General features: G+C 62.2%; 29 protein-coding genes. 19 read left to right on the forward strand and 10 right to left on the reverse strand.

The window, feature by feature from the left end; all coding sequences use genetic code 11:
- Positions 1-4: 4 nt before the first annotated feature.
- Together K7B09_RS11255 and glnA are read right to left on the reverse strand one after the other, a co-directional pair.
- Positions 5-814, reverse strand: coding sequence for a TorF family putative porin (locus K7B09_RS11255; protein WP_223629562.1), 810 nt, complete (start codon positions 812-814; stop codon positions 5-7).
- A 279-nt stretch (positions 815-1,093) separates the two neighbouring features.
- On the reverse strand, positions 1,094-2,503 hold the full coding sequence (gene glnA, locus K7B09_RS11260) for a type I glutamate--ammonia ligase (RefSeq protein ID WP_223629563.1): 1,410 nt from the start codon (positions 2,501-2,503) through the stop codon (positions 1,094-1,096).
- A gap of 217 nt (positions 2,504-2,720) precedes the next feature.
- Between glnA and K7B09_RS11265 the strand changes: the two genes are divergently transcribed.
- Positions 2,721-3,575, forward strand: a complete 855-nt coding sequence (locus tag K7B09_RS11265; RefSeq protein WP_223629564.1) for an undecaprenyl-diphosphate phosphatase — start codon at positions 2,721-2,723, stop codon at positions 3,573-3,575.
- Between the two features lie 71 nt (positions 3,576-3,646).
- Positions 3,647-4,588 (forward strand): DUF4377 domain-containing protein, encoded by a 942-nt coding sequence (locus K7B09_RS11270; RefSeq protein WP_223629565.1) that lies wholly within the window; start codon positions 3,647-3,649, stop codon positions 4,586-4,588.
- Between the two features lie 130 nt (positions 4,589-4,718).
- Here the strand turns inward: K7B09_RS11270 and rpmG are convergent, their stop codons facing one another.
- The 4 genes from rpmG to K7B09_RS11290 form a co-directional block, all read right to left on the reverse strand.
- Positions 4,719-4,886 (reverse strand): 50S ribosomal protein L33, encoded by a 168-nt coding sequence (gene rpmG, locus K7B09_RS11275; RefSeq protein ID WP_171033465.1) that lies wholly within the window; start codon positions 4,884-4,886, stop codon positions 4,719-4,721.
- Positions 4,887-4,896: 10 nt separating this feature from the next.
- On the reverse strand, positions 4,897-5,133 hold the full coding sequence (gene rpmB / locus K7B09_RS11280) for a 50S ribosomal protein L28 (RefSeq protein WP_223629566.1): 237 nt from the start codon (positions 5,131-5,133) through the stop codon (positions 4,897-4,899).
- A 135-nt stretch (positions 5,134-5,268) separates the two neighbouring features.
- Entirely contained in the window at positions 5,269-6,495 is a 1,227-nt protein-coding gene (locus K7B09_RS11285) for a sensor histidine kinase (RefSeq protein ID WP_317851756.1), read from the reverse strand.
- A complete protein-coding gene (locus K7B09_RS11290; protein ID WP_223629567.1) occupies positions 6,492-7,181 on the reverse strand; it encodes a response regulator transcription factor in 690 nt (229 codons plus the stop codon). The genes K7B09_RS11285 and K7B09_RS11290 overlap by 4 nt, the downstream gene beginning before the upstream one ends.
- Before the next feature lie 90 nt (positions 7,182-7,271).
- Here K7B09_RS11290 and K7B09_RS11295 point away from each other — a divergent pair, with 90 nt between their 5' ends.
- The 4 genes from K7B09_RS11295 (at position 7,272) to hemC (ending at position 10,589) form a co-directional block, all read left to right on the forward strand.
- Complete coding sequence (locus K7B09_RS11295; RefSeq protein WP_223629568.1) at positions 7,272-8,090, forward strand: COG4705 family protein; 819 nt, start codon at positions 7,272-7,274, stop codon at positions 8,088-8,090.
- Positions 8,091-8,129: 39 nt separating this feature from the next.
- Positions 8,130-8,810, forward strand: coding sequence for an alpha/beta hydrolase (locus K7B09_RS11300; RefSeq protein ID WP_223629569.1), 681 nt, complete (start codon positions 8,130-8,132; stop codon positions 8,808-8,810).
- 68 nt (positions 8,811-8,878) lie between these two features.
- Positions 8,879-9,631 carry a LytR/AlgR family response regulator transcription factor gene (locus K7B09_RS11305; RefSeq protein ID WP_223629570.1) on the forward strand — a complete coding sequence of 251 codons (753 nt, stop codon included), beginning with the start codon at positions 8,879-8,881 and terminating at the stop codon, positions 9,629-9,631.
- A 46-nt stretch (positions 9,632-9,677) separates the two neighbouring features.
- Complete coding sequence (gene hemC / locus K7B09_RS11310) at positions 9,678-10,589, forward strand: hydroxymethylbilane synthase (RefSeq protein ID WP_223629571.1); 912 nt, start codon at positions 9,678-9,680, stop codon at positions 10,587-10,589.
- A gap of 52 nt (positions 10,590-10,641) precedes the next feature.
- Here the strand turns inward: hemC and K7B09_RS11315 are convergent, their stop codons facing one another.
- The gene (locus K7B09_RS11315; protein WP_223629572.1) at positions 10,642-11,289 is read right to left on the reverse strand and encodes a DUF481 domain-containing protein; all 648 of its coding nucleotides are present in this window, start codon (positions 11,287-11,289) and stop codon (positions 10,642-10,644) included.
- 89 nt (positions 11,290-11,378) lie between these two features.
- On the opposite strand from K7B09_RS11315, the gene K7B09_RS11320 reads away from it, so the two are divergent.
- The 12 genes from K7B09_RS11320 (at position 11,379) to K7B09_RS11375 (ending at position 21,094) form a co-directional block, all read left to right on the forward strand.
- Positions 11,379-12,353 carry a helix-turn-helix transcriptional regulator gene (locus K7B09_RS11320; protein ID WP_223629573.1) on the forward strand — a complete coding sequence of 325 codons (975 nt, stop codon included), beginning with the start codon at positions 11,379-11,381 and terminating at the stop codon, positions 12,351-12,353.
- On the forward strand, positions 12,350-13,267 hold the full coding sequence (locus K7B09_RS11325) for a patatin-like phospholipase family protein (RefSeq protein WP_223629574.1): 918 nt from the start codon (positions 12,350-12,352) through the stop codon (positions 13,265-13,267). The genes K7B09_RS11320 and K7B09_RS11325 overlap by 4 nt, the downstream gene beginning before the upstream one ends.
- Before the next feature lie 85 nt (positions 13,268-13,352).
- Positions 13,353-13,607 carry a helix-turn-helix domain-containing protein gene (locus K7B09_RS11330; RefSeq protein WP_223629575.1) on the forward strand — a complete coding sequence of 85 codons (255 nt, stop codon included), beginning with the start codon at positions 13,353-13,355 and terminating at the stop codon, positions 13,605-13,607.
- On the forward strand, positions 13,604-14,125 hold the full coding sequence (locus tag K7B09_RS11335; protein ID WP_223629576.1) for a restriction endonuclease: 522 nt from the start codon (positions 13,604-13,606) through the stop codon (positions 14,123-14,125). Before K7B09_RS11330 ends, K7B09_RS11335 begins: the two co-directional genes overlap by 4 nt.
- A gap of 71 nt (positions 14,126-14,196) precedes the next feature.
- Positions 14,197-14,985 (forward strand): exodeoxyribonuclease III, encoded by a 789-nt coding sequence (xth, locus tag K7B09_RS11340; RefSeq protein ID WP_223629577.1) that lies wholly within the window; start codon positions 14,197-14,199, stop codon positions 14,983-14,985.
- 4 nt (positions 14,986-14,989) lie between these two features.
- Positions 14,990-15,622 carry a 16S rRNA (guanine(527)-N(7))-methyltransferase RsmG gene (rsmG, locus tag K7B09_RS11345; protein WP_223629578.1) on the forward strand — a complete coding sequence of 211 codons (633 nt, stop codon included), beginning with the start codon at positions 14,990-14,992 and terminating at the stop codon, positions 15,620-15,622.
- A 61-nt stretch (positions 15,623-15,683) separates the two neighbouring features.
- Complete coding sequence (locus K7B09_RS11350) at positions 15,684-16,481, forward strand: ParA family protein (RefSeq protein ID WP_223629579.1); 798 nt, start codon at positions 15,684-15,686, stop codon at positions 16,479-16,481.
- Entirely contained in the window at positions 16,478-17,410 is a 933-nt protein-coding gene (locus tag K7B09_RS11355) for a ParB/RepB/Spo0J family partition protein (RefSeq protein ID WP_223629580.1), read from the forward strand. The genes K7B09_RS11350 and K7B09_RS11355 overlap by 4 nt, the downstream gene beginning before the upstream one ends.
- A 10-nt stretch (positions 17,411-17,420) precedes the next feature.
- Positions 17,421-18,152, forward strand: a complete 732-nt coding sequence (locus K7B09_RS11360; RefSeq protein ID WP_223629581.1) for a glycosyltransferase family 2 protein — start codon at positions 17,421-17,423, stop codon at positions 18,150-18,152.
- A 20-nt stretch (positions 18,153-18,172) separates the two neighbouring features.
- The gene (locus K7B09_RS11365; protein ID WP_223629619.1) at positions 18,173-18,496 is read left to right on the forward strand and encodes a lipid-A-disaccharide synthase N-terminal domain-containing protein; all 324 of its coding nucleotides are present in this window, start codon (positions 18,173-18,175) and stop codon (positions 18,494-18,496) included.
- A gap of 62 nt (positions 18,497-18,558) precedes the next feature.
- Positions 18,559-20,334, forward strand: a complete 1,776-nt coding sequence (locus K7B09_RS11370) for a DUF885 domain-containing protein (protein WP_425507862.1) — start codon at positions 18,559-18,561, stop codon at positions 20,332-20,334.
- 16 nt (positions 20,335-20,350) lie between these two features.
- Positions 20,351-21,094 (forward strand): CPBP family intramembrane glutamic endopeptidase, encoded by a 744-nt coding sequence (locus K7B09_RS11375; protein WP_223629582.1) that lies wholly within the window; start codon positions 20,351-20,353, stop codon positions 21,092-21,094.
- 73 nt (positions 21,095-21,167) lie between these two features.
- Here the strand turns inward: K7B09_RS11375 and acs are convergent, their stop codons facing one another.
- Complete coding sequence (gene acs, locus K7B09_RS11380) at positions 21,168-23,111, reverse strand: acetate--CoA ligase (protein WP_223629583.1); 1,944 nt, start codon at positions 23,109-23,111, stop codon at positions 21,168-21,170.
- A gap of 281 nt (positions 23,112-23,392) precedes the next feature.
- Between acs and K7B09_RS11385 the strand changes: the two genes are divergently transcribed.
- Complete coding sequence (locus K7B09_RS11385) at positions 23,393-25,465, forward strand: M13 family metallopeptidase (protein WP_223629584.1); 2,073 nt, start codon at positions 23,393-23,395, stop codon at positions 25,463-25,465.
- 58 nt (positions 25,466-25,523) lie between these two features.
- Here K7B09_RS11385 and K7B09_RS11390 read toward each other — a convergent pair whose 3' ends face one another.
- Together K7B09_RS11390 and K7B09_RS11395 are read right to left on the reverse strand one after the other, a co-directional pair.
- On the reverse strand, positions 25,524-26,078 hold the full coding sequence (locus K7B09_RS11390) for a DUF2058 domain-containing protein (protein WP_223629585.1): 555 nt from the start codon (positions 26,076-26,078) through the stop codon (positions 25,524-25,526).
- Between the two features lie 57 nt (positions 26,079-26,135).
- Entirely contained in the window at positions 26,136-26,471 is a 336-nt protein-coding gene (locus K7B09_RS11395) for an EF-hand domain-containing protein (RefSeq protein WP_223629586.1), read from the reverse strand.
- Between the last annotated feature and the right edge of the window lie 9 nt (positions 26,472-26,480).

Genomic DNA, 26,480 nt, shown 5'->3' on the forward strand with positions numbered 1-26,480 from the left:
TCCTTCAAAAAGTCTTGCCGAGAGTCAATGCCACGGTGTCCCTGGCCAGCGTGTGGCCATCGGGATTGATGTACAGCGCGCTATTGGCCGTACTGCCGGTATAGGCCAGCCCCAGCGTCACGCCGTTGGCAAAATTGCGGGTCAGGCCCAGCTTCCAATCGCGATAGGCGAAGGCGGCGTTGTGTGAAATCCACTGTTTGCCGGCATGCGCGGCAAGGCTCCAGTGGTCGTCAACGGCGAAGGTGGCGCTGAGGTCGAGATAGCCGCTGCCATTGGAGTCGGCATAGCCAAACAGATCGGTCGTGGCCAGCGAATACTTCGCGCCCAAGCTGACACGCTTGCTGGCGGCAAGCGTCACGCCGGCATACAACTCCAGCGTATCGGCGCGATTGAAGCCGGACGGGAAGTGGCCGGGATAGGCGTAGTACTGCACGCCCACATCCACGCTCACGGCGGGGCTTGGCGTGCCGCGCCAGCCGGCATAGGCATCCAGCTCAAGACTGCTGGAGATGGGTGCGGCGCTGCTGGAGGTATCTGCCAGCCAACTGATGTTGCTGCCCCATGCCCCCGCATACAGGCCATTGTCTGCGGCATGTTCGAAACCCGCTTGCAAGGCGGGGTGTTGATTGTTTTGCGAGATGCCGCGAAAGACATAGTCGCTAGTCAGCGACAGGTTGCCACTGTTGCCTGCTTGCGCATGGCCGATGGCAGACAAGGTGCACAAGGCCAACAAGGTGCACGCGTGCGTGCGGCTGCGTGTGCACTGCAAGGAGGCCACGCGATGAAACGGTGTTGCAAGGTCGTGAGACGGCATGACGCAGGCTCCTCATAAGCGGTAGCCCTCCCCGGTCAGTGTTGCGTACTCGTGCAATGCAGAATCGTGTGGGTTCTGCCTGCGGCGATCGTTCGATCGCATGTGCCTCCTGTTGTTGCCGCGCAGCCCCGCTGCGCGCAGCCCGCCTCGCCCCCTGCCCATGCAGACAACGGCGCGGAAGGCGTGCACCCGTCAGTGCACGCTTCCGGCCGCTCCAATCCTCGCCGGGGAGGGAGCGAAGCGAGGATCAGCCTGCTTCGCTCACCCTTGCGCGGGCAATCAGAGCGTGTAGTACATCTGGTATTCCAACGGGTGCGTGGCACCACGGAACGCGGTCACTTCCTTCATCTTCAAGCCGATGTAGGCGTCGATGAAATCATCGGTGAACACCCCGCCCGCTTTCAGGAATTCGCGATCTTTGTCGAGCGCGTCCAGCGCCTGATCCAGCGAGTGGCAGACGGTGGGGTAGTTCTTCTCTTCTTCCGGCGGCAGGTCGTACAGATCCTTGTCGGACGGCGCGCCCGGATCGATCTGATGTTTGATGCCGTCCAGACCCGCCATCAGCAGCGCGGCAAAGGTCAAATAGCCGCTGTTCATCGGGTCGGGGAAGCGCATTTCGATGCGGCGTGCCTTCGGGTTGGCCACATACGGAATGCGGCAGCTGGCCGAACGGTTGGAGGCCGAATACGCCAGCATCACCGGCGCTTCGTAGCCAGGCACCAGGCGCTTGTACGAATTGGTGCTGGAGTTGGCGAACGCATTGATCGCACGCGCATGCTTGAAGATGCCGCCGATGTACCACAGCGCGGTCTGCGACAGGCCGCCGTAGCCATCGCCGGAGAACAGATTGACGCCGCCCTTGGCCAGCGACATATGCACATGCATGCCACTGCCGTTATCGCCGACGATCGGCTTGGGCATGAAGGTGACGGTCTTGCCATTGCGGTGCGCCACGTTCTTGATGACGTATTTCATGGTCATCAGGTCGTCGGCTTTCTTCACCAGCGAATTGAACTTGGTGCCAATCTCGCACTGGCCGGCATTGGCCACCTCGTGGTGGTGCACTTCCACTTCGATGCCCACTTTTTCCAGCGTCTTGCACATTTCCGCACGCAGATCGTGCAGCGAATCCAATGGTGCCACCGGGAAGTAGCCACCCTTCACCATCGGCCGGTAGCCGCTGTTGCCGCCGGCGTATTCGCGGCTGGAATTCCAATGCGCTTCTTCCGAATCAATCTGGAAGAAGGTGTGGCCCATTTCATTGGCAAAGCGCACCGAATCGAAAATGAAGAATTCCGGTTCTGGCCCGAAGAAGCCCTGCTCGGCGATGCCGCTGGCCTTCAAATACGCTTCGGCGCGATGCGCCACGCCACGCGGATCGCGCGAATAGGCTTGCATGGTGGCCGGATCCAGCACATCGCAAGTCAGCACCAAGGTGGGGTCAGCGGTGAACGGATCGATGAAGGCGGTGGCCGGGTCGGGCAGCAGCACCATGTCGGAGTTCTGGATACCGCGCCAGCCGCCAATCGAGCTGCCATCGAACATCTTGCCATCCTCGAACAGGCTGGCATCGACGATCGATTTGGGGAAGGTGACATGGTGCTGCACGCCGCGCATGTCGGCAAAACGCAGGTCCACAAATTCGATCTTGTGGTCTTTGATGAGCTTTTCGAGTTGTTCCAGCGACATGGGGTACTCCGGCAAAGGATGGAGGGGCGTAAGCAAGGGCCTGACGGTAGTGATATTAGCAAGGACCGTGCCAGCTAATAACTTATTGATTTTAAACGAATCGATAATCGACACATTGCAAATAAGCACTCACTTGGTGCAATCAATTCTCAGGTATCACCAACTTGGTGAATTGCAATCCACGGTATGCTGCGCCACCCTTCCATCTCCTCTGCCGATGAACGATCTGCTGGCCGCCCTGCTATTGGGCATCATTGAAGGCATCACCGAATTTCTGCCCATTTCCAGCACCGGCCATTTGCTGATTGCCGAGCATTGGTTGGGCGCACGCAGCGATCTGTTCAATGTTGCGATCCAGGCGGGGGCCATCCTTGCGGTGGTGTTGATTTACTGGAAACGCTTATGGGGCATGTTGCTGGCATTTGCCGGCCGCGATGCGCCGGCCGCCTTCGACCCACTGGGCATCACCGCCACCCCGGCACAGTCGCGGGCATACGCGATCAAGTTGATGGCGGCCTTCGGTGTCACCGCGGTGCTGGGGTTGCTGGTCAAGAAATTGGGCTGGCAACTGCCGGAGTCGGTGACCCCGGTGGCCTGGGCGCTGGTCCTGGGGGCGTTGTGGATGCTGGCCGCCGAATGGCTGGCGGGCCGGCGCGCGGTGCAGGTGGGCGAGCGCACCACCATCACGTGGACGGTGGCCTTGCTGGTCGGGGCCGCGCAAGTGCTGGCTGGCGTGTTCCCCGGCACCTCGCGCAGCGCCGCTACCATTTTCGTCGCCCTGCTGGCCGGCACCACCAGCCGCGCTGCCGCCACTGAGTTCGCGTTTCTGGTCGGCATCCCCACCATGTTTGCCGCCACCGGCTACGAGCTGTTGTCGATGTACAAGCAGGGCGCGCTGGGCGGCGAAGATTGGGCGGCGCTTGGCGTGGCGTTCGCGGTTTCGGCCAGCACTGCTTTTGTCGCGGTGAAGTGGTTGTTGCACTATATCCAGAGCCACCGCTTTACCGCGTTTGCGGTCTATCGTTTGGTGTTGGGTATCGCCCTGCTGGTTTGGCTGCCCACCGGTGGCTAAGCACATCATCCCCACCGGCATGCGCTCCACATCGTCTTCCCATCATCGCGTCATCGTATCGAGGTCTTCGCATGAAACGCCTGTTCCTGCTTGCACTTCCATTGGCCCTGGCGGGCTGCCCCAGCTCGCACCCGGCATCCAGCGCAACCGCCAAAGCCGACGCCAGCAATAGTGCAACCCCGGCAACAACACCCGCCACGCCCGCCGGCAGCGCCAATCCGGCGCTGAAGCCGATGAATCCCAATGTCCAGTATTCATTCCATGCGGTTGGCCCCATCCAAGCCGTCAACGTGTTGCCCAAGCAGCACTGGGCCTTGGCCACAGCCACTGATGCCAAGGGGCAACGCATCGACGCACTGTTTGCGCGCGCCGACAAACCACTGACGCTGAACTTCACCGCCAGTACGCTATCGGTAGATAACGCCTGCAATATGCTCCATACCAGCTTCAAACTCTCCGGTGCCACCATCGTGGCCACGGATTTTGCCTCCACCATGAAAGCCTGCGCGGAGCCCAAGCTGGCCGGCCTTGACCAAGCCGCCAGCAAGCGCCTGACCGGTGAACTGGGGCTGCGCATCGCCGATGGCGGCAACCCGATGCTGGAACTGACCAACAAGGCCGGTGACGTGCTGGTATTTGCTGGCAACCAGACTGCCGAAACCAAATACGGCGGCCCGGGCGAGCGCGTGTTCCTGGAAATCTCCCCCGATGCCAAACCCTGCGCCAGCGACAGCAAGGTGCTGTGCGCACAGATGCGCGAAATCCACTACGACGGCAAGGGTTTGAAAGTAGGTACCCCTGGGCCGTTTGTGGAATTCAGCACGCCGATTGAAGGCTTTGCGGTGCGCCCCGGCGTGCGCAGCGTACTGCGCGTCAACCGTTTCCCGCTGAAAACTGCCGGCCAAGACGGCTCCAAGTTCGCCTATGTGCTGGACATGGTGGTGGAGGTGGAAGTTGTGAAGCAGACCGGCTCTGCGTCGCCCATGGCAGAGGCTGCCAAGCCGCAGCAATAAAGCTGGCGATGCTGCAAAACAAAAACCCGCCGGATGGCGGGTTTTTGTTGAGAGCCTGATCCCCGGCAGGAGCATCCGGGGGTGCCGTGCCGGCAGAGGCGAACGCGCCAGGCACGTTCGCGTCAGTGCGTCACTTGATCTTGCCTTCCTTGTACATCACGTGCTTGCGAACAACGGGGTCGTACTTGCTGACTTCCATCTTGTTCGGGGTGTTTTTCTTGTTCTTGTCGGTGGTGTAGAAATGACCGGTGCCGGCCGACGAGATCAGACGGATTTTATCGCGCTTGGTAGCCATGATTCAGTTCTCCTCAGACCTTCTCGCCCTGCTTGCGCAGGTCGGCGAGGACGGCATCGATACCGTTCTTGTCGATGGTGCGCAGCGCGGCATTGGAAATACGGAGTTTGATCCAACGGTTTTCCGAAGCGACCCAGAAGCGACGCTCGTGGAGGTTGGGCTGGAAGCGACGGCGGGTCTTGCGATTGGAATGCGAGACGTTGTTACCGGTCGTCGTACGCTTGCCAGTAACTTGGCAGACTTTGGACACTGTGCACCTCGATGGTATGTGGTTGTCGCCCGTAGCCCGGGAGACGGCGGCCCCGGAGTAATACCCACACCGGGATACACTGCAGGACGCAGTGAGCCGCGCATTATGGGCGAGTTTTCCTTTCCACGCAAGCAGTTAGCTGTTGGGCTGGCGGCGGGCGCCCGCAATTTCGGGATGCAGCTGCAAACGCGTCTGGCTGGGGGACAGGATCAGCACTTGCCAGTCCAGGCGCGCAGCCAACCGATCCAGCAAGGCCGAACCGGTGCCGGTATCGGCGCGTGCAAGTGACTGCATGGCCGCCGAATCCGCCGTGGTGGTGGTGTGGATGTCCAGTGCCTGCGTGTCCATGCGCAGGTGTAGCTGGGTGCATGCCTGCGCTTGCAGCTGCAATCGCAGCAGGCCGGCGATCAATAACAGCGCCTCACGGCGTGCGGTGTGCAGTTGCACAGGGGCGTCAATGACGACCGGGATGGCAGGCTTGCCGACCATTGCACGCGCACTGGCATCCTGCAGCAGCGCCTGTGCATCCACGGGCTCAATGGTCAACGGTTTACGCCGCGCGCTGGCCAGCATGGCTTCCAGCAACTGCCCCATGTCTTGCACACCACGCTCGAGTCGCGCCAACCGGGTGTGCTGCTGCGGTGGCATGCCGGCATCGTCCAGCAACACTTCGGTGACACCTTGAATCACCGCCAGCGGGGTGCGCAGTTCGTGGCTGGCATCGGCAAGGAAAGCTTGCTCGTGCGCGTCGGCATCCACCAGCCGTGCCTGATAGGCGTCGATGGCAGAAGCCAATTGCCCAAGGGCATCGTGGCTGACAGCCGCAGCCAGTTGGGTTGGCTGCGGCCGTACCGGCAGGGCTTCCACGCTTTTTGCCAGATGCCGCACCGGTTGCAGGGCAATTCCAGCGAACAGCCAGCCCAGCCAGCCCGCCAATGCTGTGCCCAGCACAATCATGGCAATCACCAGCCGGTGCAGGTGGCGCTCCATTTGTTCGATATCGCCCATGTCGATGACAAACACCAGGCGCCCCGCCGCGGTGTCGAACACCCCGACGTGAATATCTTCATCATCAGGATCTTCGTGCATGCCAGCGGGAAGCCGGGCATAGCGCGCCGGCAACGCCGGATCCAGGATGCGATACCCGCTTAGGCGATGGGTGGAGGGAAGTTGCAGCGCTTGCCCACGTGCCAGGCGCTGCCCGTAGTCTTCGGCTTGCCCGCGCAGGATTTCGCCAGAAACCACGTATTCGTAGTCGTCGGCCATGTCCTGCATGATCCATGCGGACAAGCTGCTCATCACCAAGCCCAGCAATAATGCCAATAGCGTGAAGCGCCGGCGTAGCGGCCATCGTGCGCTCATGCCGCCCCCAACAAGCGGTACCCCACACCGCGTACGGATTGGATCATGGCGTGCGCAAACGGCTTATCCACCAGTGCCCGCAACTCGTACACCTGGGTCTGCAGGGCGGCCACATCACCGCCATGCTGGCCCCACCCATGCTCCAGCAGGCGTGCATGCGGCACGATGCGCGGAGCTTCCTGCAACAGGCACGCCAGCACCGCACCTTGCAGTCGCGTCAACGGAATTCGCCGGCCCTCGCGGCTGGCTGTCATGCTGTGTGGATCGTAGGTCAATGGCCCAAATGTCAATGCGGTCTGTGCGTGCGCATGGCGGCGCAGCGCACGGATCCGCGCTTCCAGCTCGCGCAATGCGAAGGGTTTGACCAAATAATCATCGGCACCTTCGGCGTAACCCCGCAGCTTGTCTTCCAGACTGTCGCGCGCGGTCAACATCAATACCGGCACCCCATGCCCGGCCTCCCGCAAGCGCCGGCACAATGCCAAACCATCCAGTCTGGGCAAGCCCAGATCAAGCACAATCACATCAACGTCACCACGCAACGCCCGCGCCAAGCCACTGACACCATCAGCACAGTGATCCATTTCGTGGCCGCGCCGCTCCAGAAAATCCCAGATATTGGCGGCGATATCGTGCTGATCTTCAATCAGCAAGACGCGCAGGCCGGGGTTGGCAGAGGTGGGCATGGGCGAACGATGCATGGGTTTGGAGTGTGCCGTAAATCGGGTTAACGAACATCTGAGTTTCAGCAGAGTCAGTCCAACAGGTTGCGGCACATGCTGACGCCACTTCATACCGAGTACACCCGCATGCATACACCGACGTCACAACCTCTGGCCAAGGTGCCTGCAGTCACCTTGCTGTTCTGGTTGATCAAGATTGCCGCCACCACACTGGGTGAGACCGGCGGCGATGCGGTGACCATGTCGTGGCTGGGCGAAGCCGGCACGCAAACGCATGCCAATGGGTATTTGATTGGCACCGGCATTTTCACCGTCTTGTTCGCATTTGCGGTGTGGTTACAACTCCGTGCAAAGCAATTCAACCCATGGCTGTATTGGTTTGCCATTCTGGCCAGCACCACGGTGGGCACCACACTCGCCGATTTTGCCGACCGCTCGCTGGGGATTGGCTATAGCGGTGGCTCAGGAGTGCTGTTGCTGCTGCTGCTGGGCACGTTGTGGGCATGGAAGCGCATGTTGGGCACGGTGTCGGTGGCCAGTGTGGCCAGTCCGCAGGCCGAAGGGTTTTACTGGTTGACCATCATGTGTTCGCAAACGCTGGGCACGGCACTGGGGGATTGGGTGGCCGATACGCAGGGGCTGGGCTATACCGGTGGCATTGCGATCTTTGGCGGTGCATTGGCACTCGTGGCGATCCTGTATTGGTCGAAAAAGGTGTCGCCCACGCTGCTGTTCTGGGCTGCTTTCATCCTGACCAGGCCATTGGGCGCGGTGCTGGGTGACTTCCTGGATAAGCCGCTGGCCAGCGGTGGATTGGCCCTGAGCCGCACCTCGGCCACCGCAGCGCTATTGGTGTTTGTGGGTGCAGCGGTGTTGCTGTTTCCACAACGCGCAGCGGAGCGTACGCATTGATCGGCATAATGTGCGCAGGCCACTGCTGAACATTTTCACATGCTGCTTGAAACCATCGAACACAGCACCGGCGCGCATCCCCAATGGAGCGTGATTTGGCTGCACGGCCTGGGTGCCGACGGGCATGATTTTTCCCCCATCGTGCCGGAGTTGGTGCGCAAGGATTGGCCTGCGCTGCGCTTCGTATTCCCGCATGCACCGGTTCGCGCGGTCACGATCAATGGCGGCGCACGCATGCGGGCGTGGTACGACATCACCAGTTTCGGGTTTGATGATCTGGCGCTGCGCGCCGACAGTGCCGGTGTAGCCGAATCTGTCGCGCAAATCGAGGCACTGATTGCACGCGAGGGTGAACGTGGCGTGCCGCCGCAGCGGGTGTTGCTGGCAGGTTTCTCGCAAGGCGGGGCGATCACGCTGGCAGTCGGGTTGACGCGCAGCCAACCGCTGGCCGGCTTGATTGCGCTGTCGACCTATCTGCCAATGACTGCCCAGCAGGCGCAAGCCAGCATGGCTGTGCAGGCCGCAACCCAGCCGCTGTTTATGGCGCATGGCGTGTTTGATCCAGTGGTGCCACCTGCGGCCGGCGAAGCCAGTGCCAAAACCATGCAGGCGCTAGGGTTTGCGATGCAATGGCGGCGCTACCCGATGCAGCATTCGGTCTGTGCAGAGGAAATCACCCAGTTGGGCGACTGGATGACAGCGCGGTTTGCGGCCGGCTGAGGTGACGTTGGCCACTGCACACCGCTACCATCGGGGCAAGCCCGGGGTGGGCCCCGGAGTGTGAGCCCATGACGACACAACCCATGCGCGTGCTGGTGGTGGACGATGAGCCGCTGGCGCGCGCGCGCCTGTGCGGGCTGTTGTCCGGTCTGCCGCTGATCGATGTGGTGGGTGAGGCCGGCGACGGTCAAGCCGCCATCGATGCCTGCGCACGCCTGCACCCGGATGCCGTGTTACTGGATATCGCCATGCCCGGCATGGATGGGTTGGCGGCTGCGCGCGCGCTGGCCAATCTGCAGCCGCGCCCGGCGGTGGTGTTTTGCACTGCCTACGATGCGCACGCGCTGTCCGCGTTTGAAGCGCAGGCGCTGGATTATCTGGTCAAGCCGGTGCGCACCGAACGCCTGGCGCAAGCGTTGGACAAAGTGCGCACCTATCTGGCTGGGCGTGGTGCCGGGCGTGCTGCCGCGCAAGCCGGTGAGCCGCGCGCGCGCAGCCAATTGTGCGCCCGGCTGGGCGGCAACTTGCGCATGATCCCGGTTGATGACATCTGGTTTTTGCAGGCGGATGAAAAATACGTGGTGGTGCATCACGCCCGTGGCGAGGATCTGATTGAAGAATCACTGCGGTCACTGGAAACAGAATTTGCCGACCGCTTCGTGCGCATTCATCGCAATTGCTTGGTGGCACGTGAGGAAATCACCGAATTGCGGCGCTCGCCAGAAGGACATGTGCATGCCGTCTTGCGCCACGGCGGCACGGCGTTGGAAGTCAGCCGTCGTTGTCTGCCCCATTTGCGCGAGGCCTTGCAGCAATTGTAGCCGCGCACAGGCGCCAACCAGCGGCGCGGCAAGCGATAATGCCGGCATGACCATCCTGCGCATCGCCACCCGCAAAAGCCCGCTTGCCGTTTGGCAGACCGAACACGTCGCCAGTCGCCTGCGCGCGGCCCATCCCGGTTTGCAAGTGGAACTGGTGCCGCTGAGCACCCGCGGCGACGAGATCCTGGATCGCTCACTGGCGGCGATTGGCGGCAAGGGCTTGTTTCTCAAGGAACTGGAAATCGCCATGCAGCGGGGCGATGCCGATTGCGCGGTGCACTCGTTGAAAGACGTGCCGATGCAGCTGGAGCCGGGGTTTGCGCTGGCCGCGATTCTGGCGCGCGCCGACTATGCAGATGCCTTCGTCAGCAATCATTTTCTGCACCTGGATGAGTTGCCGCAGGGCGCTTGCGTGGGCACCTCGTCGCTGCGTCGGCAGGCGCAACTGCGCGCGCTGCGCCCTGATCTGCAATTGCGCGACTTGCGCGGCAACGTCAACACGCGGCTGGCCAAACTCGATGCCGGCGACTACGCCGCCATCGTGCTGGCTTGCGCTGGCCTAACCCGGTTGGGATTTGATGCCCGCATCCGCACGCGACTGGATGCCCCGCATTGGCTGCCGGCACCTGCACAAGGCGCGATTACCATTGAGTGTCGGCACGACGATGCCGCCACCCAGGCTTTGTGCGGCGTGCTGGACGATGCTGCAACGAACACCTGTGTACGCGCCGAGCGCGCCATGAACCTGGCCCTGCACGGCAGTTGCCATGTGCCGGTGGCAGCATTGGCGACATTGCAAGGTGAGCGCCTGCTGCTGCAAGGGCTGGTGGGTTCGGCGCGTGATGGCCAGTGTGTACGGGCGCAGGCTGAGGCCGCGATGACCACACCCGAAGCGCTTGGAATTACGGTCGCCGATGCCTTGCTGGCGCAGGGCGCGCGGGCACTGATCGACGGCTAACTGCGCCTCGCCACGCGCTGTTTTAACAAGCCAGGCCGCAACAATCCGTGCATCAAAACGCGTAGCGCAGATTCATGGTGGCATCGGTTTTATTGCGGCCCACCAGATTGCTGTCACGTGACACTTCCACCCCTGAGCTGAATGTCAGGGCTGGCAGCAATTGGGTTTTCACTTGCAAGCTGTTACGCAGATAAGTGCCACGCTGCCCGGTTTCCAGGCGCGTGGTTTGCGATAGCCGGGTGCGCTTGCTCAGCGTCTGCTGCCATTCCACCTGGCCGCGCAAAATCGGGCCGGTACCGGCAATGCCGTCATCCGCATAGCCTTTCATGCGATAGCCGGTATCCACCGACATCTTCAGGCTGGTGTCTTTGGTCTGCACGGCTTGCACGCCATATTGCATGCCCACGCGGGCATTGCTGCCTTGCGCTTTCACCCAATCCGGGCGGTTGCCGGACAAACGCAGGCGGCTGCCGCTGCCTGGCAAGTCATTGGCATCAATCCGGCGCTGTCCGGCGGGAATACTGACCATTGCTCCGCGCTGCCACTCGCCATTCACGCATTGCGCGGCCAGGCAGCGCGGCGGATCGATCAAGCGCTGCACGACCTCTGGCTGCAGCAACGGCAGCGCAGGGGTGGGGATTGCGGTGGGCGGTGCGGTGAGCGCCAACCACAACAACAGGGGCGTCGCAGCGTCAAGCATGCGCAGATCATACCGCAGCAGGTATGGCCCAAGCCTGACTGCGCGGCGGTGCCTGCCCCACGCACGGCGCACTGACGCATAATCCGGGCATGGAACGCTACGAACGCATCATTGCCCTGCATCGCCAATTACAGGCCGCCCACCGCCCGATCACCGTAGCCCGGCTGCAGGATGAACTGGCTTGCTCGCGGGCCACCGTGTACCGCGACATCGCGTTTTTGCGTGATGCACTGATGGCCCCGGTAGTCGGCGATGGCGAAGCCGGTTTTGCCTATGACAAGGCCGAAAGCGAGCGCTTCGAGCTGCCCGGCCTGTGGTTGAACTCGGAAGAATTGCACGCATTGTTGGCCGCCCAGCAATTGCTGGAACGCAGCAGCGGCGGCATGTTGTCGGCCGCCTTGGCGCCGCTGCAACAGCGCGTGGAAAAATTGCTGGACGCGCATTCGGGTAGCAAGCACGTGCCGATGCAGCGGGTGCGGGTGATCCCGCATCGTGGCCGCAGCATGGATGAGCACAGCTTCCGCATCGTCGCCTCGTGCGTCCTCGAGCGGCGCAAATTGGCATTTGACTATCGCGCGCGTTCCACCGATGAAAAAACCCGACGCATGGTCAGCCCGCAGCGCCTCACCCACTATCGCGACAACTGGTATCTGGATGCGTGGGACGAAGATCGCGAGGCGCTGCGAAGTTTTTCCATCGACCGCATGACCGCGGCGCGATTTGTGGAAGGTGCGGCACGTGACGTGGCGGATACCGAGCTGGATGCGCATTTGGCCGGCAGCTACGGCATCTTTTCCGGTGCCCCCAAAGCCTGGGCCACCATTCGCTTCAGCCCGAAGGCGGCGCGCTGGGTGGCCGATGAGCATTGGCATTCGCAGCAACAGGGCCGGCATCTGGCCGATGGCAGTTACGAGTTGAAGGTGCCGTATTCGGTGCCGCGTGAATTACTGATGGACGTGCTGCACTACGGTGCCGATGCCGAAATCATTGAACCCAAATCGCTGCGCGAGCAACTGCGCAGCCATTTGCAACTGGCCATCAGCAATTATGAGCCAGGCACATGACGCAGCCGCTGACCAACGACGCGTCACAACCCGCCCAAGATGCCTCAATCGTGTTGGCGTTGAGTGGTGGCGGCGCGCGTGGGCTGGCGCAGATTGGCGTGATCGAAGTACTGCAATCGCGTGGCTTGTATGTCACGGCAGTCGCCGGCACATCTTGCGGTGCCTTGGTCGGTGGGTGTTTTGCCGCCGGCAAATTGACCGAACTGAGCGACTGGATGTGCGCCACCAGTCGCAGCCAAATGTTGCGGCTGCTTGATCCCGGCATCAGCCGGCCGGCGATGTTCACCGGCAACCGATTGGTGCGCGCCCTGCGCGAAGTGATTGGCGAGCCGCGTATCGAAGAGCTGCCGATTGATTTCACCGCAGTCGCAGTGGATCTGAAAAGCCAACGTGAAGTCTGGTTGCGCCACGGCGACATGTGGGACGCCCTGCGCGCCTCATTTGCCATTCCTGGCATCTTCACGCCGCTCAGCATCGGCAATATGGATTTGGTGGATGGTGGCCTGCTGGCACCGTTGCCAATCACTGCCACGCGCTTGGCCGGCCCGCATCGGGTGGTGGCCGTGGATATCCACAGCGCGCCACCGCAACGTGCCGACACGCCGGTACGCGATGTCGATGCCGAAAATGGCAAGAGCACGCCCGGCATCCTTGGCCGCTGGTGGGATGCGCATTTTGGCGACGACGATGGCGCGCCACCTGGGCACCACTTCGGCCTGATGGAAGTGATGACGCGTTCGCTGGAAACCATGCAAGAGCGCATCGCCCGCGTGCAACTGGCGCTGGAACCCCCCGAATTGCTGATCCATATCCCACGCGACGCCTGCGAGTTCTACGAATTCTGGCGCGCCCGCGAATTGATCGACATTGGCCGCCGCGAAGCCGAAAAAGCATTGGACGCAGCGGGGTATTGAGGTAGACAGAATCACCCAATCCCATGATTTGACATATTAGTCAAAATGCTATCTATTTACATTGGGGTTTTGCCGAATAAGTTGAATGCAGACAATCCTTGAGTTGGGGCACGCCATTGCAGACCGACGACGCTCGCTTGGTTTGAAGCAGGGTGACGTCGCCCGGCAGGCCGGTGTCGCGCAAGAGATGCTTTCCCGGCTTGAGCGCGGGCGATGCGCGGAGTTCGGTGCACGCAAACTGTTGGCGATCGCGGCCGTCCTCGGCCTGGAGGTCGATTTCATCGAAACCGTGGTTTCGGGTTCTCTCGATGATCTGCGACGCGAGCGGTCCAACGCATGAGGATCATCAGGAACTCGGGCGCAGAGCGCGTCATCGACCTGGTTCGCCCCCGGATGCAGCCCGGATACCAGCGCATCGGTGATGGGGAGTACTACGCGCAGGAATTGTTCCAAGAGAAGGAGCTGCGGGGTTACATCGACAACATGCTGATGAACACCGAAAAAGCCGTGTACGAACACGTGGTCTACGACTCGGATGTAGAGCGCAATTTCGCCAGCGAGCTGGAGCGGAACGAAGCGATCAAGGTCTATGCCAAGCTGCCGGGCTGGTTCAAAATCCCGACCCCTCTGGATAACTACAACCCGGACTGGGCGGTGCTGCTGGTTGGTAACGATGGACAGGAGCGCTTGTATTTTGTGGTTGAAACCAAGGGCAGTCTGTTCAGCGATGCACTACGGCCAATCGAGGAAGGCAAGATCAAGTGCGGCAAGGCGCACTTCCTGTCGCTGGCTGTTGGCGAATCGCGTGCGGAGTACGTCGTCGAGCGGTCGGTGGAGGGATTGCTGTCGCGGCTTTAGGTAATCAGTTCGAGTTCTGAGCCCCGGTTCGGGGTAGAACCCTCCAATTAAATCAACTGGATATCGCGATCATGAAAATCGCCAGCTGGAACGTCAACTCCCTTAACGTGCGGCTGCCGCAATTGCAGCAGTGGTTGGCCGACTTCGCACCGGATGTGGTGGGCTTGCAGGAAACCAAGCTGGAGGATCATCGGTTTCCGGAAGATGCGCTGCTGGAGGCGGGCTATCGCAGCGTGTTTCATGGCCAGAAGACCTATAACGGTGTGGCCCTGCTGGCGCGGCACCCCATCGCCGCGGTGCAATCGGGCATCCCGGATTTCGCAGACCCGCAGGCACGCGCGATTGCGGCCACCGTGAACGGTGTGCGCATCGTCAATCTGTATGTGGTCAACGGGCAAGACCTTGGCACCGACAAATACGATTACAAACTGCGCTGGCTGGATGCGGTGCATGGCTGGCTGGCGGAGGAACTCAAGGCGCATCCCCATCTGGTGGTGCTGGGCGATTTCAATATTGCGCCGGATGACCGCGATGTTCCCGATGCCGCGGTATGGAATGACGACCACATCCTCACGTCCAGCGCCGAGCGCAGCGCCTATCAACGGCTGCTGGCGCTGGGCCTGCACGATGGCTTGCGGCTCAAGCACGACGACGCGGCACTGTTCAGCTGGTGGGATTACCGGCAAGCGGCATTCCGCCGCAATCTGGGGCTGCGGATTGATTTGACCCTGGTCTCGGATGCACTCAAGGCACAGGTGCAGGCAGTGGGCATCGATAAAACACCGCGCAGCTGGGAGCGCCCCAGTGACCACGCCCCGGCGTGGGTAGAGCTGCGCGGCCAGGCGCAGCTTCTACAATAGGCCGATGCACGACACCCTGCGCCCCGCATCAGAGACCGGCCTGACCCAACTGGGGTTGCCGACCGCACTTGCCACGCCACTGCTGGACTATCTGGCGCTGCTGGCGCGCTGGAATGCCACTTACAACCTCACCGCGATCCGCGACCCGCACGAGATGCTGGTCAAGCATGTGCTGGACTCGTTGGCGATGCAGCCGTTTGTGGGTGCGCTGCACAGCTTGGCCGATCTGGGTACCGGCCCCGGCCTGCCCGGCATCCCGCTGGCGATTGCCACCCCCGGCCTGCACGTCACCTTGGTGGAGAGCAACGGCAAGAAAGCGCGCTTTTTGCGCGAAGCGGTACGCCAACTCAAGCTGGGCAATGTCAGCGTGGCCGAATCCCGCATCGAGGCGTTCCAGCCTGGCACCCCCTTTGATGCCATCACCGCACGTGCGCTGGCCACCTTGCCGCTGATCTTGCAGCTGGGCGGGCACCTGCCGGGGCCGGCCGGGCATCTATTGGCGATGAAGGGTGCGCTGCCACAGGACGAGATCGACGCCCTGCCGGCGGGCTGGCAGGTGGCCGGCATCCATACGTTGCAAGTCCCCGGCTTGGCGGCAGAACGGCATCTTGTGGACATCGTGCGGACGCAGGCATAGGGCATAATCCCCTGTCCTGCCTGCGCGCCGCGCAGGCCCAGCCGCAGGAAACACACGCCGCATGGCCCGCATCATTGCTATTGCCAACCAGAAAGGCGGGGTTGGCAAGACCACCACCGCCGTCAATCTGGCCGCCGCCTTAGCGCGTACCCCCAAGCGCGTGCTGCTGGTGGATCTGGATCCGCAGGGCAATGCCACCATGGGCAGCGGCATCAACAAACGCGAGCTGGACACTGCAATTACCGATGTCTTGCTGGGCGATAACAGCGCGCAGGACGCACTGCTGCGCTGCGAAGACGGCTACGACCTGCTGCCCGGCAATATTGATTTGACCGCCGCCGAAATCCAGTTGATGGATGCCGAGAATCGCAATGGCCGGCTCAAACAGGCGCTGGCTCCTTTGCGCGATGGCTATGACTTCATCCTGATCGATTGCCCGCCGTCGCTGTCGCTGCTCACGCTGAATGCGCTGAACGCCGCCGATTCGGTCTTGGTGCCGATGCAGTGCGAGTACTACGCGCTGGAAGGATTGTCGGCATTGATCGACACCATCGACGCGCTCAAGGACAGGCTCAACCCCCAGCTTGAAATCGAAGGCGTGCTGCGCACCATGTTCGACGTGCGCAACAATCTGGCCAATGGCGTGTCTGCGGAGCTGATCCAGCATTTTGGTGACCGCGTGTTCCGCACGATCATTCCGCGCAATGTGCGTTTGGCCGAAGCACCCAGCCACGGCCAGAGCATCATCGGCTACGACAAAGCCAGCCGCGGCGGCGTGGCCTATCTGGGCTTGGCAGGAGAAGTCTTGCGTCGCCAGCGCGAACGCAATCAGGCGCAGGCAAAGGAGAACACAGCGTGAGCGAGGCAAGCAAAAGCAGCGGCAAGAAGCGGGGACTGGGGCGCGGCCTGGAAGCGTTGCTGGGACCCAAGGCTGCGGCCTCGGCACCGGTGTTGGAAGCGCAACCTGGCGAAGCGCTGCGCAGCTTGCCGGTGGACGCCATGGTGCCCGGCAAATATCAGCCGCGCCGCACCATGGACGACGCCAAGCTGGATGATTTGGCGGCCTCCATCAAAGCACAGGGTGTGATCCAGCCGATCGTGGTGCGTGAACGCCTAGGCGCCGATGGCAAGGGTGGCCGCACCTACGAAATCATCGCCGGCGAGCGCCGCTGGCGCGCCTCGCAGCGCGCCGGGCTGTCCAACGTGCCGGTGGTCATCCGCGCAGTCGATGACCGCACCGTGGTGGCGATGGCGCTGATCGAAAACATTCAGCGCGAAGACCTGAACCCGCTGGAAGAAGCGCAAGCGCTGCAACGCCTGATCGACGAATTCGACCTCACCCACGCCGCTGCCGCCGAGGCGGTGGGGCGCTCGCGGGCGGCGGTGTCCAACTTGCTGCGCCTGCTGGAATTGCCGGAACCGGTGCGCGCCTTGGTACAAAGCAGCGCGATTGAAATGGGCCATGCCCGCGCCTTGTTGCCGCTGGCCGAGCCGATGGCGATTGCCTTGGCCAAACAGGCCGCCGAGGAGGGCTGGTCGGTGCGCGAAGTCGAGCGCCGCGTGCAACTGATCGCAGCCGGCAAAGTGGTCACCGAAGCCAAGAAACCGGCCCCCAAGGCCAAGCCCAAACAAGCCGACATCGCCAGTTTGGAACGCGAACTATCCGACACCTTGGGCAGCAAGGTCAGCGTACTCAACGGGCGCGGCAACAAAGGCAAGCTGATCATCCATTACGCCAATCTGGATGCGCTGGACGGCGTGCTGGAACGGCTGCGCAACCGTACGTGAGTCACCCCGCATGAGCGCACATCCACAACTGTCGGTGGTTGTCCCCGTGCATAACGAGGAAGACAACGTCGCGCCGTTGGTCGCGGAAATTCTCGCTGCACTCCGCGGCCGTATCGATTTTGAAATCGTGTATGTCGATGACACCTCGCGCGATGCCACCTTGCAACGCCTGCGCCAATTGCAGGCCAGTACGCCCGAGCTGCGCGTCATTCGCCACCTCGCCAATGCCGGGCAAAGCACCGCCGTACGCAATGGTGTCAAGGCGGCGCGCGCGCCGTGGATTGCGACCCTGGATGGCGATGGCCAAAACGATCCCGCCGATATTCCACACCTTCTGGACAAGCGCGCCAGCGCCGTTGCCGATGTGAAATTGTTTGCCGGCTGGCGGGTCAACCGGCAGGATTCCGGCAGCAAGCGCTGGGCCAGCAAATGGGCGAATGCGATTCGCAGCCGCATGCTGCACGATGCCACCCCGGACACCGGCTGCGGGATCAAATTGTTCGAACGTGAGGCATTCCTGGATTTGCCGTATTTCGACCACATGCACCGCTACCTGCCGGCCCTGATGCAGCGCGCCGGTTGGCAAACCGTCAGCGTGCCGGTCAATCATCGCCATCGCACCGCTGGGGTGTCCAAGTACAACAATCTGGGCCGTGCACTGGCAGGTATCCGTGACCTGCGCGGGGTGGCGTGGTTGATTGTGCGCAGCCGGCGCACCGCCGTTGAGGAAGTGACGCCGTGATGTTGCCGCCGGTGGGCTTCATGGATACGCCGGTGGCCGCGCTGGCGTGGACCGGCATTCACATGAGCCCGTGGAAATTGATCGGGTTGATCGGCGCACTGATGTTTGGTGGCCGCTGGTTGGTGCAGTTCATCGCCAGCCGCCGGCACGGCAAGCCGGTGATCCCGCGTTTGTTCTGGTACATGAGCATTGTCGGCAGCCTGATGACGCTGAGCTATTTCATCTTCGGCAAGAATGACGCCGTGGGTATTTTGCAAAACCTGTTCCCCAGCTTCACCGCCTGCTACAGCCTGTATCTGGATATTCGCCACCGCGGCTGGAAGCGCGACCGCGCCGGGCATTGAGCAGGGCAAGAGGGGTATCGCCACACGCAACCCATCTTGCATTGTTGTCCCCTCCTGACTGGATTGCATCCGTGAAACGACTGCTGCTTGCCCTCTGTCTGCTGCCTGCGTTTGCCGTTGCCCAAACTGCCGCGCCAGCTGTGCAGCCCACCGTCGCAGACAAAGCCTTCCAGTCGATCTACCAAACCGAATGGACATGGCGCACGCAGCAGTCCTCTGGTGGTGATGAGGATGGCGATCCCAACGCCGCCGCACGCAACCGCAGCCTGCCCGATGTCAGTCCGCAAGCACAGGCCAACAAGCTGGCTTATCTGGAGGGTGTGCTCAAGCAACTGGATGGCGTGAATGTACGGGCGCTTTCGGCGGGCGAGCAATTGAACTACGCGATCTATCGCCCGCAGATCGAGCACACGGCGGCGGCGCTGCGCTTTCGTGATTATGAAATGCCGTTCAATTCGGATAGCTCGTTCTGGTCGAATCTGGATTTCATGGCCCGCGCCGAGCTGCGCGATGCCGCCGCCTACCACGCCTATGCCGCACGCCTGCGTGATGTGCCGCGCTACTTCGACCAGCAGATCGCCAACATGCGTGCCGGCCTTGCGCGTGGGTTTTCGGTGCCGCGCGCGGTATTGACCGGGCGCGATGATTCCATCGCGATGACTGCGCACCTGAAAGACCCCGAAGCGGCTTCGCTGTGGACACCCTACAAACGAATGCCCTCCACCATTCCGGCCGAGCAACAAGCGGCACTACGCGCAGAAGGCCGCGCCGCCATCGCGGATGCGGTGATTCCCGCATTTTCCAAACTGCTCACCTTCTTCCGCCAGGACTACATGCCCAAGGCGCGCATCACGCTGGCCGCCGAAGCCATGCCCAATGGCAAGGCGTGGTATCGCGAGCAGATTCGCAACTACACTACCTTGGACTTAACGCCCGATGAAATTCATGCCATCGGCCTGCAAGAAGTTGCATCCATCCATGCCGAGATGGACGCGATCATCGACCAGGTGGGGTTCAAAGGCCGCTCGCCGCAAACGCGCTTTGCCGACTTCCTGAGCTTCCTGCGCAGCGACCCGCAGTTCTACGCCAAGACCCCGCAAGAGCTGCTCAACGATGCCGCCTGGATCAGCAAACGCGTGGATGGCGAAGTGGGGAAAATCATCGGCACCCTGCCGCGCGGGCGCTTCACCATCGTGCCGGTACCGGCGTCCATTGCGCCGTTCTGGACCGCAGGCCGGGGCGGTGCGGGTACCTATTGGCTGAACACCCATGACCTGCCCAGCCGCCCGCTGTACAACCTGCCGGCGCTGACCCTGCACGAGTCTTCCCCCGGGCATTCCTTGCAGCAATCCTTGGTGTTGGAACAAGGCGAGCTGCCCGGCTTTCGCAAGGAATACATCAGTGCCTACGGCGAGGGTTGGGGCCTGTACAGCGAATGGCTGGGCAAGGAAATGGGCATCTACCAGACCCCGTATGAAGACTTCGGCCGGCTGACCTATGCGATGTGGCGCACCTGCCGGCTGGTGATCGACACCGGCGTGCACCACATGGGCTGGACGCGTGCACAGGCGCTGGCCTACCTGCGCGACAACACCGCGCTGTCCGAGCACGAGATCACCACTGAAGTGGATCGCTACATCAGCTGGCCGGGACAGGCGCTGTCCTACAAATTGGCCGAGCTGACCATCCGCCGCCTGCGCGGCGAAGCGGAAACCGCACTGGGCAGCAAATTCGACGAGCGAGCCTTCCACGACGTGATTCTGTCGCAAGGCTCGGTGCCGCTGCCGGTACTGGAAACCCAAGTGCGTGCGTGGGTGGCGACACAGCAGACGAAGTGAACACAAGGCAACGCCCATGAACAAGCGCGTCGTACTCGGATTCTTGTTGCTGCTGGTGGTCTATCAGGCCTCGGAAGGCCTGCAAACCGTGGTTGCACGCGGCAATCCGCTGGGGCCGGCATTGATGCTGTTGGCGCTGGCCCTGGCATGGCCGGTGGGGCGCTGGATCGACGGCAGCGGTTGGCGCGCGTTCGGGCTGCTGCGCCCGCGCTGGCTGGGGCTGCTGGGTGGTGGGTTGCTGCTGGCGATCCTGGCGAAATTTGCCGCCGAAGCATTGGCGCTGGGGCTGGGCATCGAGACGTTCGCACCGATGCTCGCGTTGCCGGTTTCGGCCTTGGGCCTGCTGGCGCTGACCACCTTTATCCCGTCACTGGCCGAAGACATCCTCACCCGCGGCTTTCTGCTGCGCTTCACGCCCAAGCCGCTGGGCTTCTGGGCCTATGTGCTGGCTTCGGCGCTGCTCTACACCGGCAATCATCTGTGGCGCTTCGACTGGGGCCTGACCGAACAACTGCGCCTGTTCTGCCTCGGCCTGGCCTACGCCGCGGCAGCCTATCGCTTCCGCTCGCTGTGGGCCGCCGTGGGTCTGCATTGGGGCTGGAATTTTGCCGGTGCCGCGCTTTCGCAAGCGTGGCCCACCACGCTGGCGGACGCCGCCAGTGGCCGGCTGGTCTCGGCGGCCGTGCATTTGCTGCTGTTTGCCGTCATTGCCGGTTGGGTGCACGCAGCGCAGCCCGCCGATAACCCCAGCAAGGTTTGATCGAAGGTCGAGCAATCTGCGGTGGCCGCAGAGCTGCTCGGCCCGCAACCCGGCCGCGCGCTGCGCAAGTTGCTTACGCCTCGCGCCGGTTTTGCACCAGCGACTCCACCACCGAGGGATCGGCCAGGGTCGTGGTGTCGCCGAGTTGGTCGGGGGCGTTTTCGGCGATCTTGCGCAGGATGCGGCGCATGATCTTGCCGCTGCGGGTTTTGGGCAGGCCGGGCGCCCACTGGATGAAGTCGGGGGTGGCGGTGGGGCCAATCTCGTTGCGTACCTGTTGCACCAATTCGCGGCGCAGGGCTTCGCTGGGCTCGATGCCCTGCTTCAACGTCACGTAGGCATAAATGCCTTGGCCCTTGAGGTCATGCGGGAAGCCCACTACCGCCGCTTCGGCCACATCCTTGTGCAGCACCAGGGCGCTTTCCACTTCGGCGGTACCAATCCGGTGGCCGCTGACATTGATCACATCATCCACGCGGCCGGTGATCCAGTAATAGCCATCGGCATCGCGGCGGCAACCATCGCCACTGAAATACATCCCGGGATAGGTTTTGAAATAGGTGTCGATGAACCGCTGGTGGTCGCCATACACGCTGCGCATCTGCCCGGGCCACGAATCCAGCAGTACCAGATTGCCTTCGGTAGCGCCATGCAACACATGGCCCTCGGCATCCACCAGGGCCGGCACCACGCCCGGCAACGGCTGGGTGGCTGAACCGGGTTTGAGATCCGTCACCCCGGGAATGGGGGTGATCAAAATGCCGCCGGTTTCGGTTTGCCACCAGGTATCCACGATCGGGCAACGCGCCTCGCCCACCACATCGAAATACCAACGCCACGCTTCCGGATTGATCGGCTCGCCCACGCTGCCCAGCAGGCGCAGACTCTTGCGCGACGTTGCCCGCACCGGCGCTTCGCCTTCCCGCATCAAGGCGCGAATGGCGGTGGGTGCGGTATAGAAAATCGTCACCTGATGCTTGTCGATCACCTCCCAGAACCGGGAGAAATTGGGATAGTTGGGCACGCCTTCAAACATCACCTCGGTACAGCCATTGGCCAGCGGGCCATACACGATATAGCTGTGGCCCGTCACCCAGCCCACATCGGCGGTGCACCAGAACACATCCTCGGGTTTGAGGTCGAAGGTGACATCGTGGGTGTACGCACTCCACAGCAGATAGCCGGCAGTGGTGTGCAACACGCCTTTGGGTTTGCCGGTGCTGCCGGATGTGTAGAGGATGAACAACGGGTCTTCCGCGTGCATGCGTTCGGGTTCGCAGGTCGCCGGCTGGCCATCCATCACCGCATCCAACCAACGGTCGCGCGGCATCTGCATGTCCACCGCGCCGCCGGTATGCCGCACCACCAGCACGGTCTCCACCGAGTGGGTGCCGGGCAGCTTGAGCGCCGCGTCCACGTTCGCCTTCAGCGGCACCTTCTTGCCGCCGCGCAGGCCTTCGTCGGCGGTGATGATCAGCTTGCTGGTGCAGTCGGCCACACGGTCGGCGATGGAGTTGGGCGCGAAGCCGCCGAACACCACCATGTGGATCGCACCGATGCGCGCACAGGCCAGCATCGCAATGGCCGCCTCCGGGATCATCGGCAAATAGATCGTCACGCGATCGCCCTTGCCAATACCCAAATTGCGCAGTGCGTTGGCCAATTGGCAGACGCGCGCATGCAGCTGGCGGTAGGTGAGTTTTTGCGCCACCGCATCGGGGCTGTCGGGCTCGAAAATCAGTGCGGTTTTATCGCCGTTTGTTGCCAGATGCCGATCCAGGCAATTCACGCTGGCGTTGAGCTGGCCATCGGCAAACCAACGGATGCGGAAGTCTTTCAGATCAAAGCTGACATCCTTGATGACGGTGGGTGCGGTGTACCAATCCAGGCGCGTGGCCATCTGACCCCAGAAGGCATCCGGGTCTTGCCGGGCCTGGGCGTAATCGCGTTGGTAATCTGCAGCTGAAAGATTGGCCTGTGCCGCAAATGCCGGATCCACCGGGTATAAGTCGCTCATGTGATGCTCCAAGGATGCGGTGCGCGCACGACACCGTGCGTAGTTCTTGAGTGTGCCGCAAGCGCGCCGGGCCAGACGTTGATTTCCTGTTAAATCCGGTGCAATTTCGCCATCTTGTCCACAAGACAATCTGACTTCCTGCACATGTTTGCAACTGCAAACGGTGCAGGATAGGCGCACCGTGGTCCTGTTTCACGCATCCCCATCACGCATTCCTTTCACTCAAGAAGAGCCTTCTCATGTTGCCAGCCTCCTTTCGCCGCACCCCGTTGGCGCTTGCCATGCTCTGCACTCTTGCCGGCCTGTCACTGACCGCCTGCAAACCCAAGACCGAATCCGCCAGCACCGCGCCGGTCGCCGCCGCACCCGCTGCCGCGCCCACCGTGGGCATTGATCTGGCCGGCATCGACAAAGCCGTGCAGCCGGGTGACGACTTCTACGCCTATGCCAACGGCATCTGGCAGCAGAAGACCGAAATTCCCGCCGACCGCGCCAGCACGGGGGTGTTCTACAGCGTGTTCGAAAAGGCGGAAAAGCGCCTGTCCGATTTGGTGCAGGGCCTGCAAAAGCAAAACCCGGCCGTCGGCAGCAACGAGCGCAAGATCGCCGATTATTACGCTGCCTACATGGATGAAGCCGGCATCGAAGCGCATGGCATGTCACCGCTGCAAGCCAAGTTGGCGGAAGTGGATGCAATTGCCGATGGCGCGTCCCTGTCGCGCTATCTGGGCGGCACGTTGCGCGCCGACGTGGACCCGGTGAACGCCACCAATTACTACACCGAACACCTGCTGGGGCTGTTTGTGGCCGCAGGTTTGAATGACCCCAGCAAGAACACCGGCTACCTGCTGCAAGGTGGCCTCGGCATGCCCGACCGCGAGTACTACCTGTCTGCCGACAAGGACATGGCGAAAAACCGCGAGGCCTACAAAACCTACATCGCCGCCCTGCTCAAACAGGCCGGCCAGGCCGATGCCACCCAGCAGGCGCAGGCCATCTTTGATCTGGAAATGAAGATCGCCAAGGCGCAGGCCAGCGTGGTGGATACCCAGGACATCCACAAGGCCAACAATCCGTGGCCGGTGGCCGACTTCGTCAAGCAAGCGCCGGGCATGGATTGGACGGCATTCTTCGATGCCGCCGGGCTGGCCAAGCAGTCCACCCTGATTGCATGGCAGCCCAACGCCATCAAGCAACTGTCGGCGCTGGTGGCCAGCCAACCGCTGCCGGTGTGGAAGGACTACCTGCGCTTCCACCTGATCAACCAAAGTGCAGGCCTGTTGCCCAAGGCCTATGCCGATCTGCGCTTTGGCTTCTATGGCACCCAGTTGTCGGGTGCCACCCAGCAGCGTGATCGCTGGAAGCGCGCACTGGCCGCCACCGACAGCGCGCTGGGCGATGCCATCGGTCAGCTGTATGTGAAACAGTACTTCCCGGCCAGCTCCAAGGCGCAGGTGGAAGATCTGGTGCACAACATCTTGGCCGCGTTCCGCGATGGCGTGGACAAGCTGGCATGGATGACCCCGGAGACCAAAAAGCAGGCCAAGCAGAAAGCCGAAACCATGCTGGTGGGCGTGGGCTATCCGGACACGTGGCGCGATTATTCCAAGCTCGACATCAAGCCCGATGACGCTTTGGGCAATGCGCAACGCGCGGGCCTGGCCGAATACCAGCACCAGCTGGCCAAGCTGGGCACTCCGCCCGACCGCAAGGAATGGTGGATGACCCCGCAAACCGTGAACGCAGTGAACCTGCCCCTGCAAAATGCGATGAATTTCCCGGCCGCGATTCTGGAAGCGCCGTTCTTCGATCCCAAGGCCGATGCGGCCGCCAACTACGGCGCGATCGGTGCGGTGATTGGCCACGAAATCAGCCACGGGTTCGATAATCTGGGAGCCGAATTCGACGACCAGGGCCGCCTGCACAATTGGTGGACCCCCGATGATGCCGCCCACTTCAAAGCCGCCGCCGACAAACTGGCCGCGCAGTACGACAGTTACGAAGCGCTGCCGGGTCTGCACATCAACGGCAAGCAAACCTTGGGCGAAAACATCGCCGATGTGTCCGGCCTGCAAGCGGCGTATGTGGCCTATCACAAGTCACTCAATGGCAAAGACGCCCCGGTGATCGACGGCCTGACCGGCGATCAGCGCTTCTTCCTTGCGTTTGCACAAGCCTGGCGCACCAAGATGCGCGATGCCGCACTGCGCTCGCAGGTGGTGGGCAACGAACACGCCCCCGGCCAGTGGCGCGCACTCACCGTGCGCAACATCGATGCGTGGTACGCCACCTTCAATGTGAAGGATGGGCAGAAACTCTACCTGGCACCGGATGCGCGCGTGAAGATCTGGTAAGCCACTCGCAAAAAGCAGCCAACAAAACGCCGGCCTTGGGTCGGCGTTTTGTTGTGCCTCACCACATCAGATCATCCGGTACCGTGAACTGCGCGTAGTAGGCATCGTCCTCTGACGTGCTGCTTGCGGCGGTATCACTGGCGGCTTGGCCGTGATCCAGCACGATGAGTTCGGGCGCACGGTCGCGCACTTTGCTGGCGGCATTGCGCGGCAGCAGGGCGTAGCGCTCGCCCGATTGCGCAATCACCAATGCGCCGCTGGCCAGTTGCTTGCGCAGCGCATCGTCCACCCGCACGCTGCGGATCGCGTCACCGGCAGCGAAGCGGTAGTCCTGTTCGCCGGCCTGCGCCACGTGCTTGTCTGCGATGATTTGCCGCGCCTGCGCATGCAGTTCGCGGCTGCGGGCCTGCGCCTTGCGCTGCGCTTCCAGTGCGCGGTCGTGCTCGGCCTTGCCGGCACGCGCACGTTCGGCTTCGCGTTGTGCATCGGTTTGGGTTTGCGCGGACTTGGCGTGGTGCGCCAAGTGCTGTTCACGCGCCACTTCCGCAGCCTTGGATTTTTTGACCAAGCCGGCCTTGAGGAGTTGTTGTTGCAGGGGGTTGAGCTTGGCCATGCGGCAGAGACGGGTTGAAAATTTGCGCCATCATACGGCCACCCGCTGCGGGCTGGCTTATTGCGGCGGCGCTGCCAATTCCTTGGCGCCCAGGAACCCGTCGTGATTCATATCCTGCTTGCGAAAGCGCTCGGCCAGTTGCGCGCGGTAGGCCTCACGCGTGATGGGCTTGCGCTTGCCGCCGGGCTGCTCGTCGGCATTCAGTACGCCATCGTGGTTGCGGTCCATCCGATCAAAGGCATAACTCAACCAGTCTTGATATTCGAGCAAGGACACCCGGCCATCGCCATCGCTATCCATCTTCGCCAGGTAATCGCTGCTGCGCTGGACTTGTGCCGGTGCTGCGAGTGGCAGTACACATGTCAATAGCGCAACAGCGGTGGCCCGCCTCATGCCGGCAAG

This window comes from Thermomonas beijingensis, from assembly GCF_020034655.1.
GTDB classification, from domain to species: Bacteria; Pseudomonadota; Gammaproteobacteria; order Xanthomonadales; family Xanthomonadaceae; genus Thermomonas; species Thermomonas beijingensis.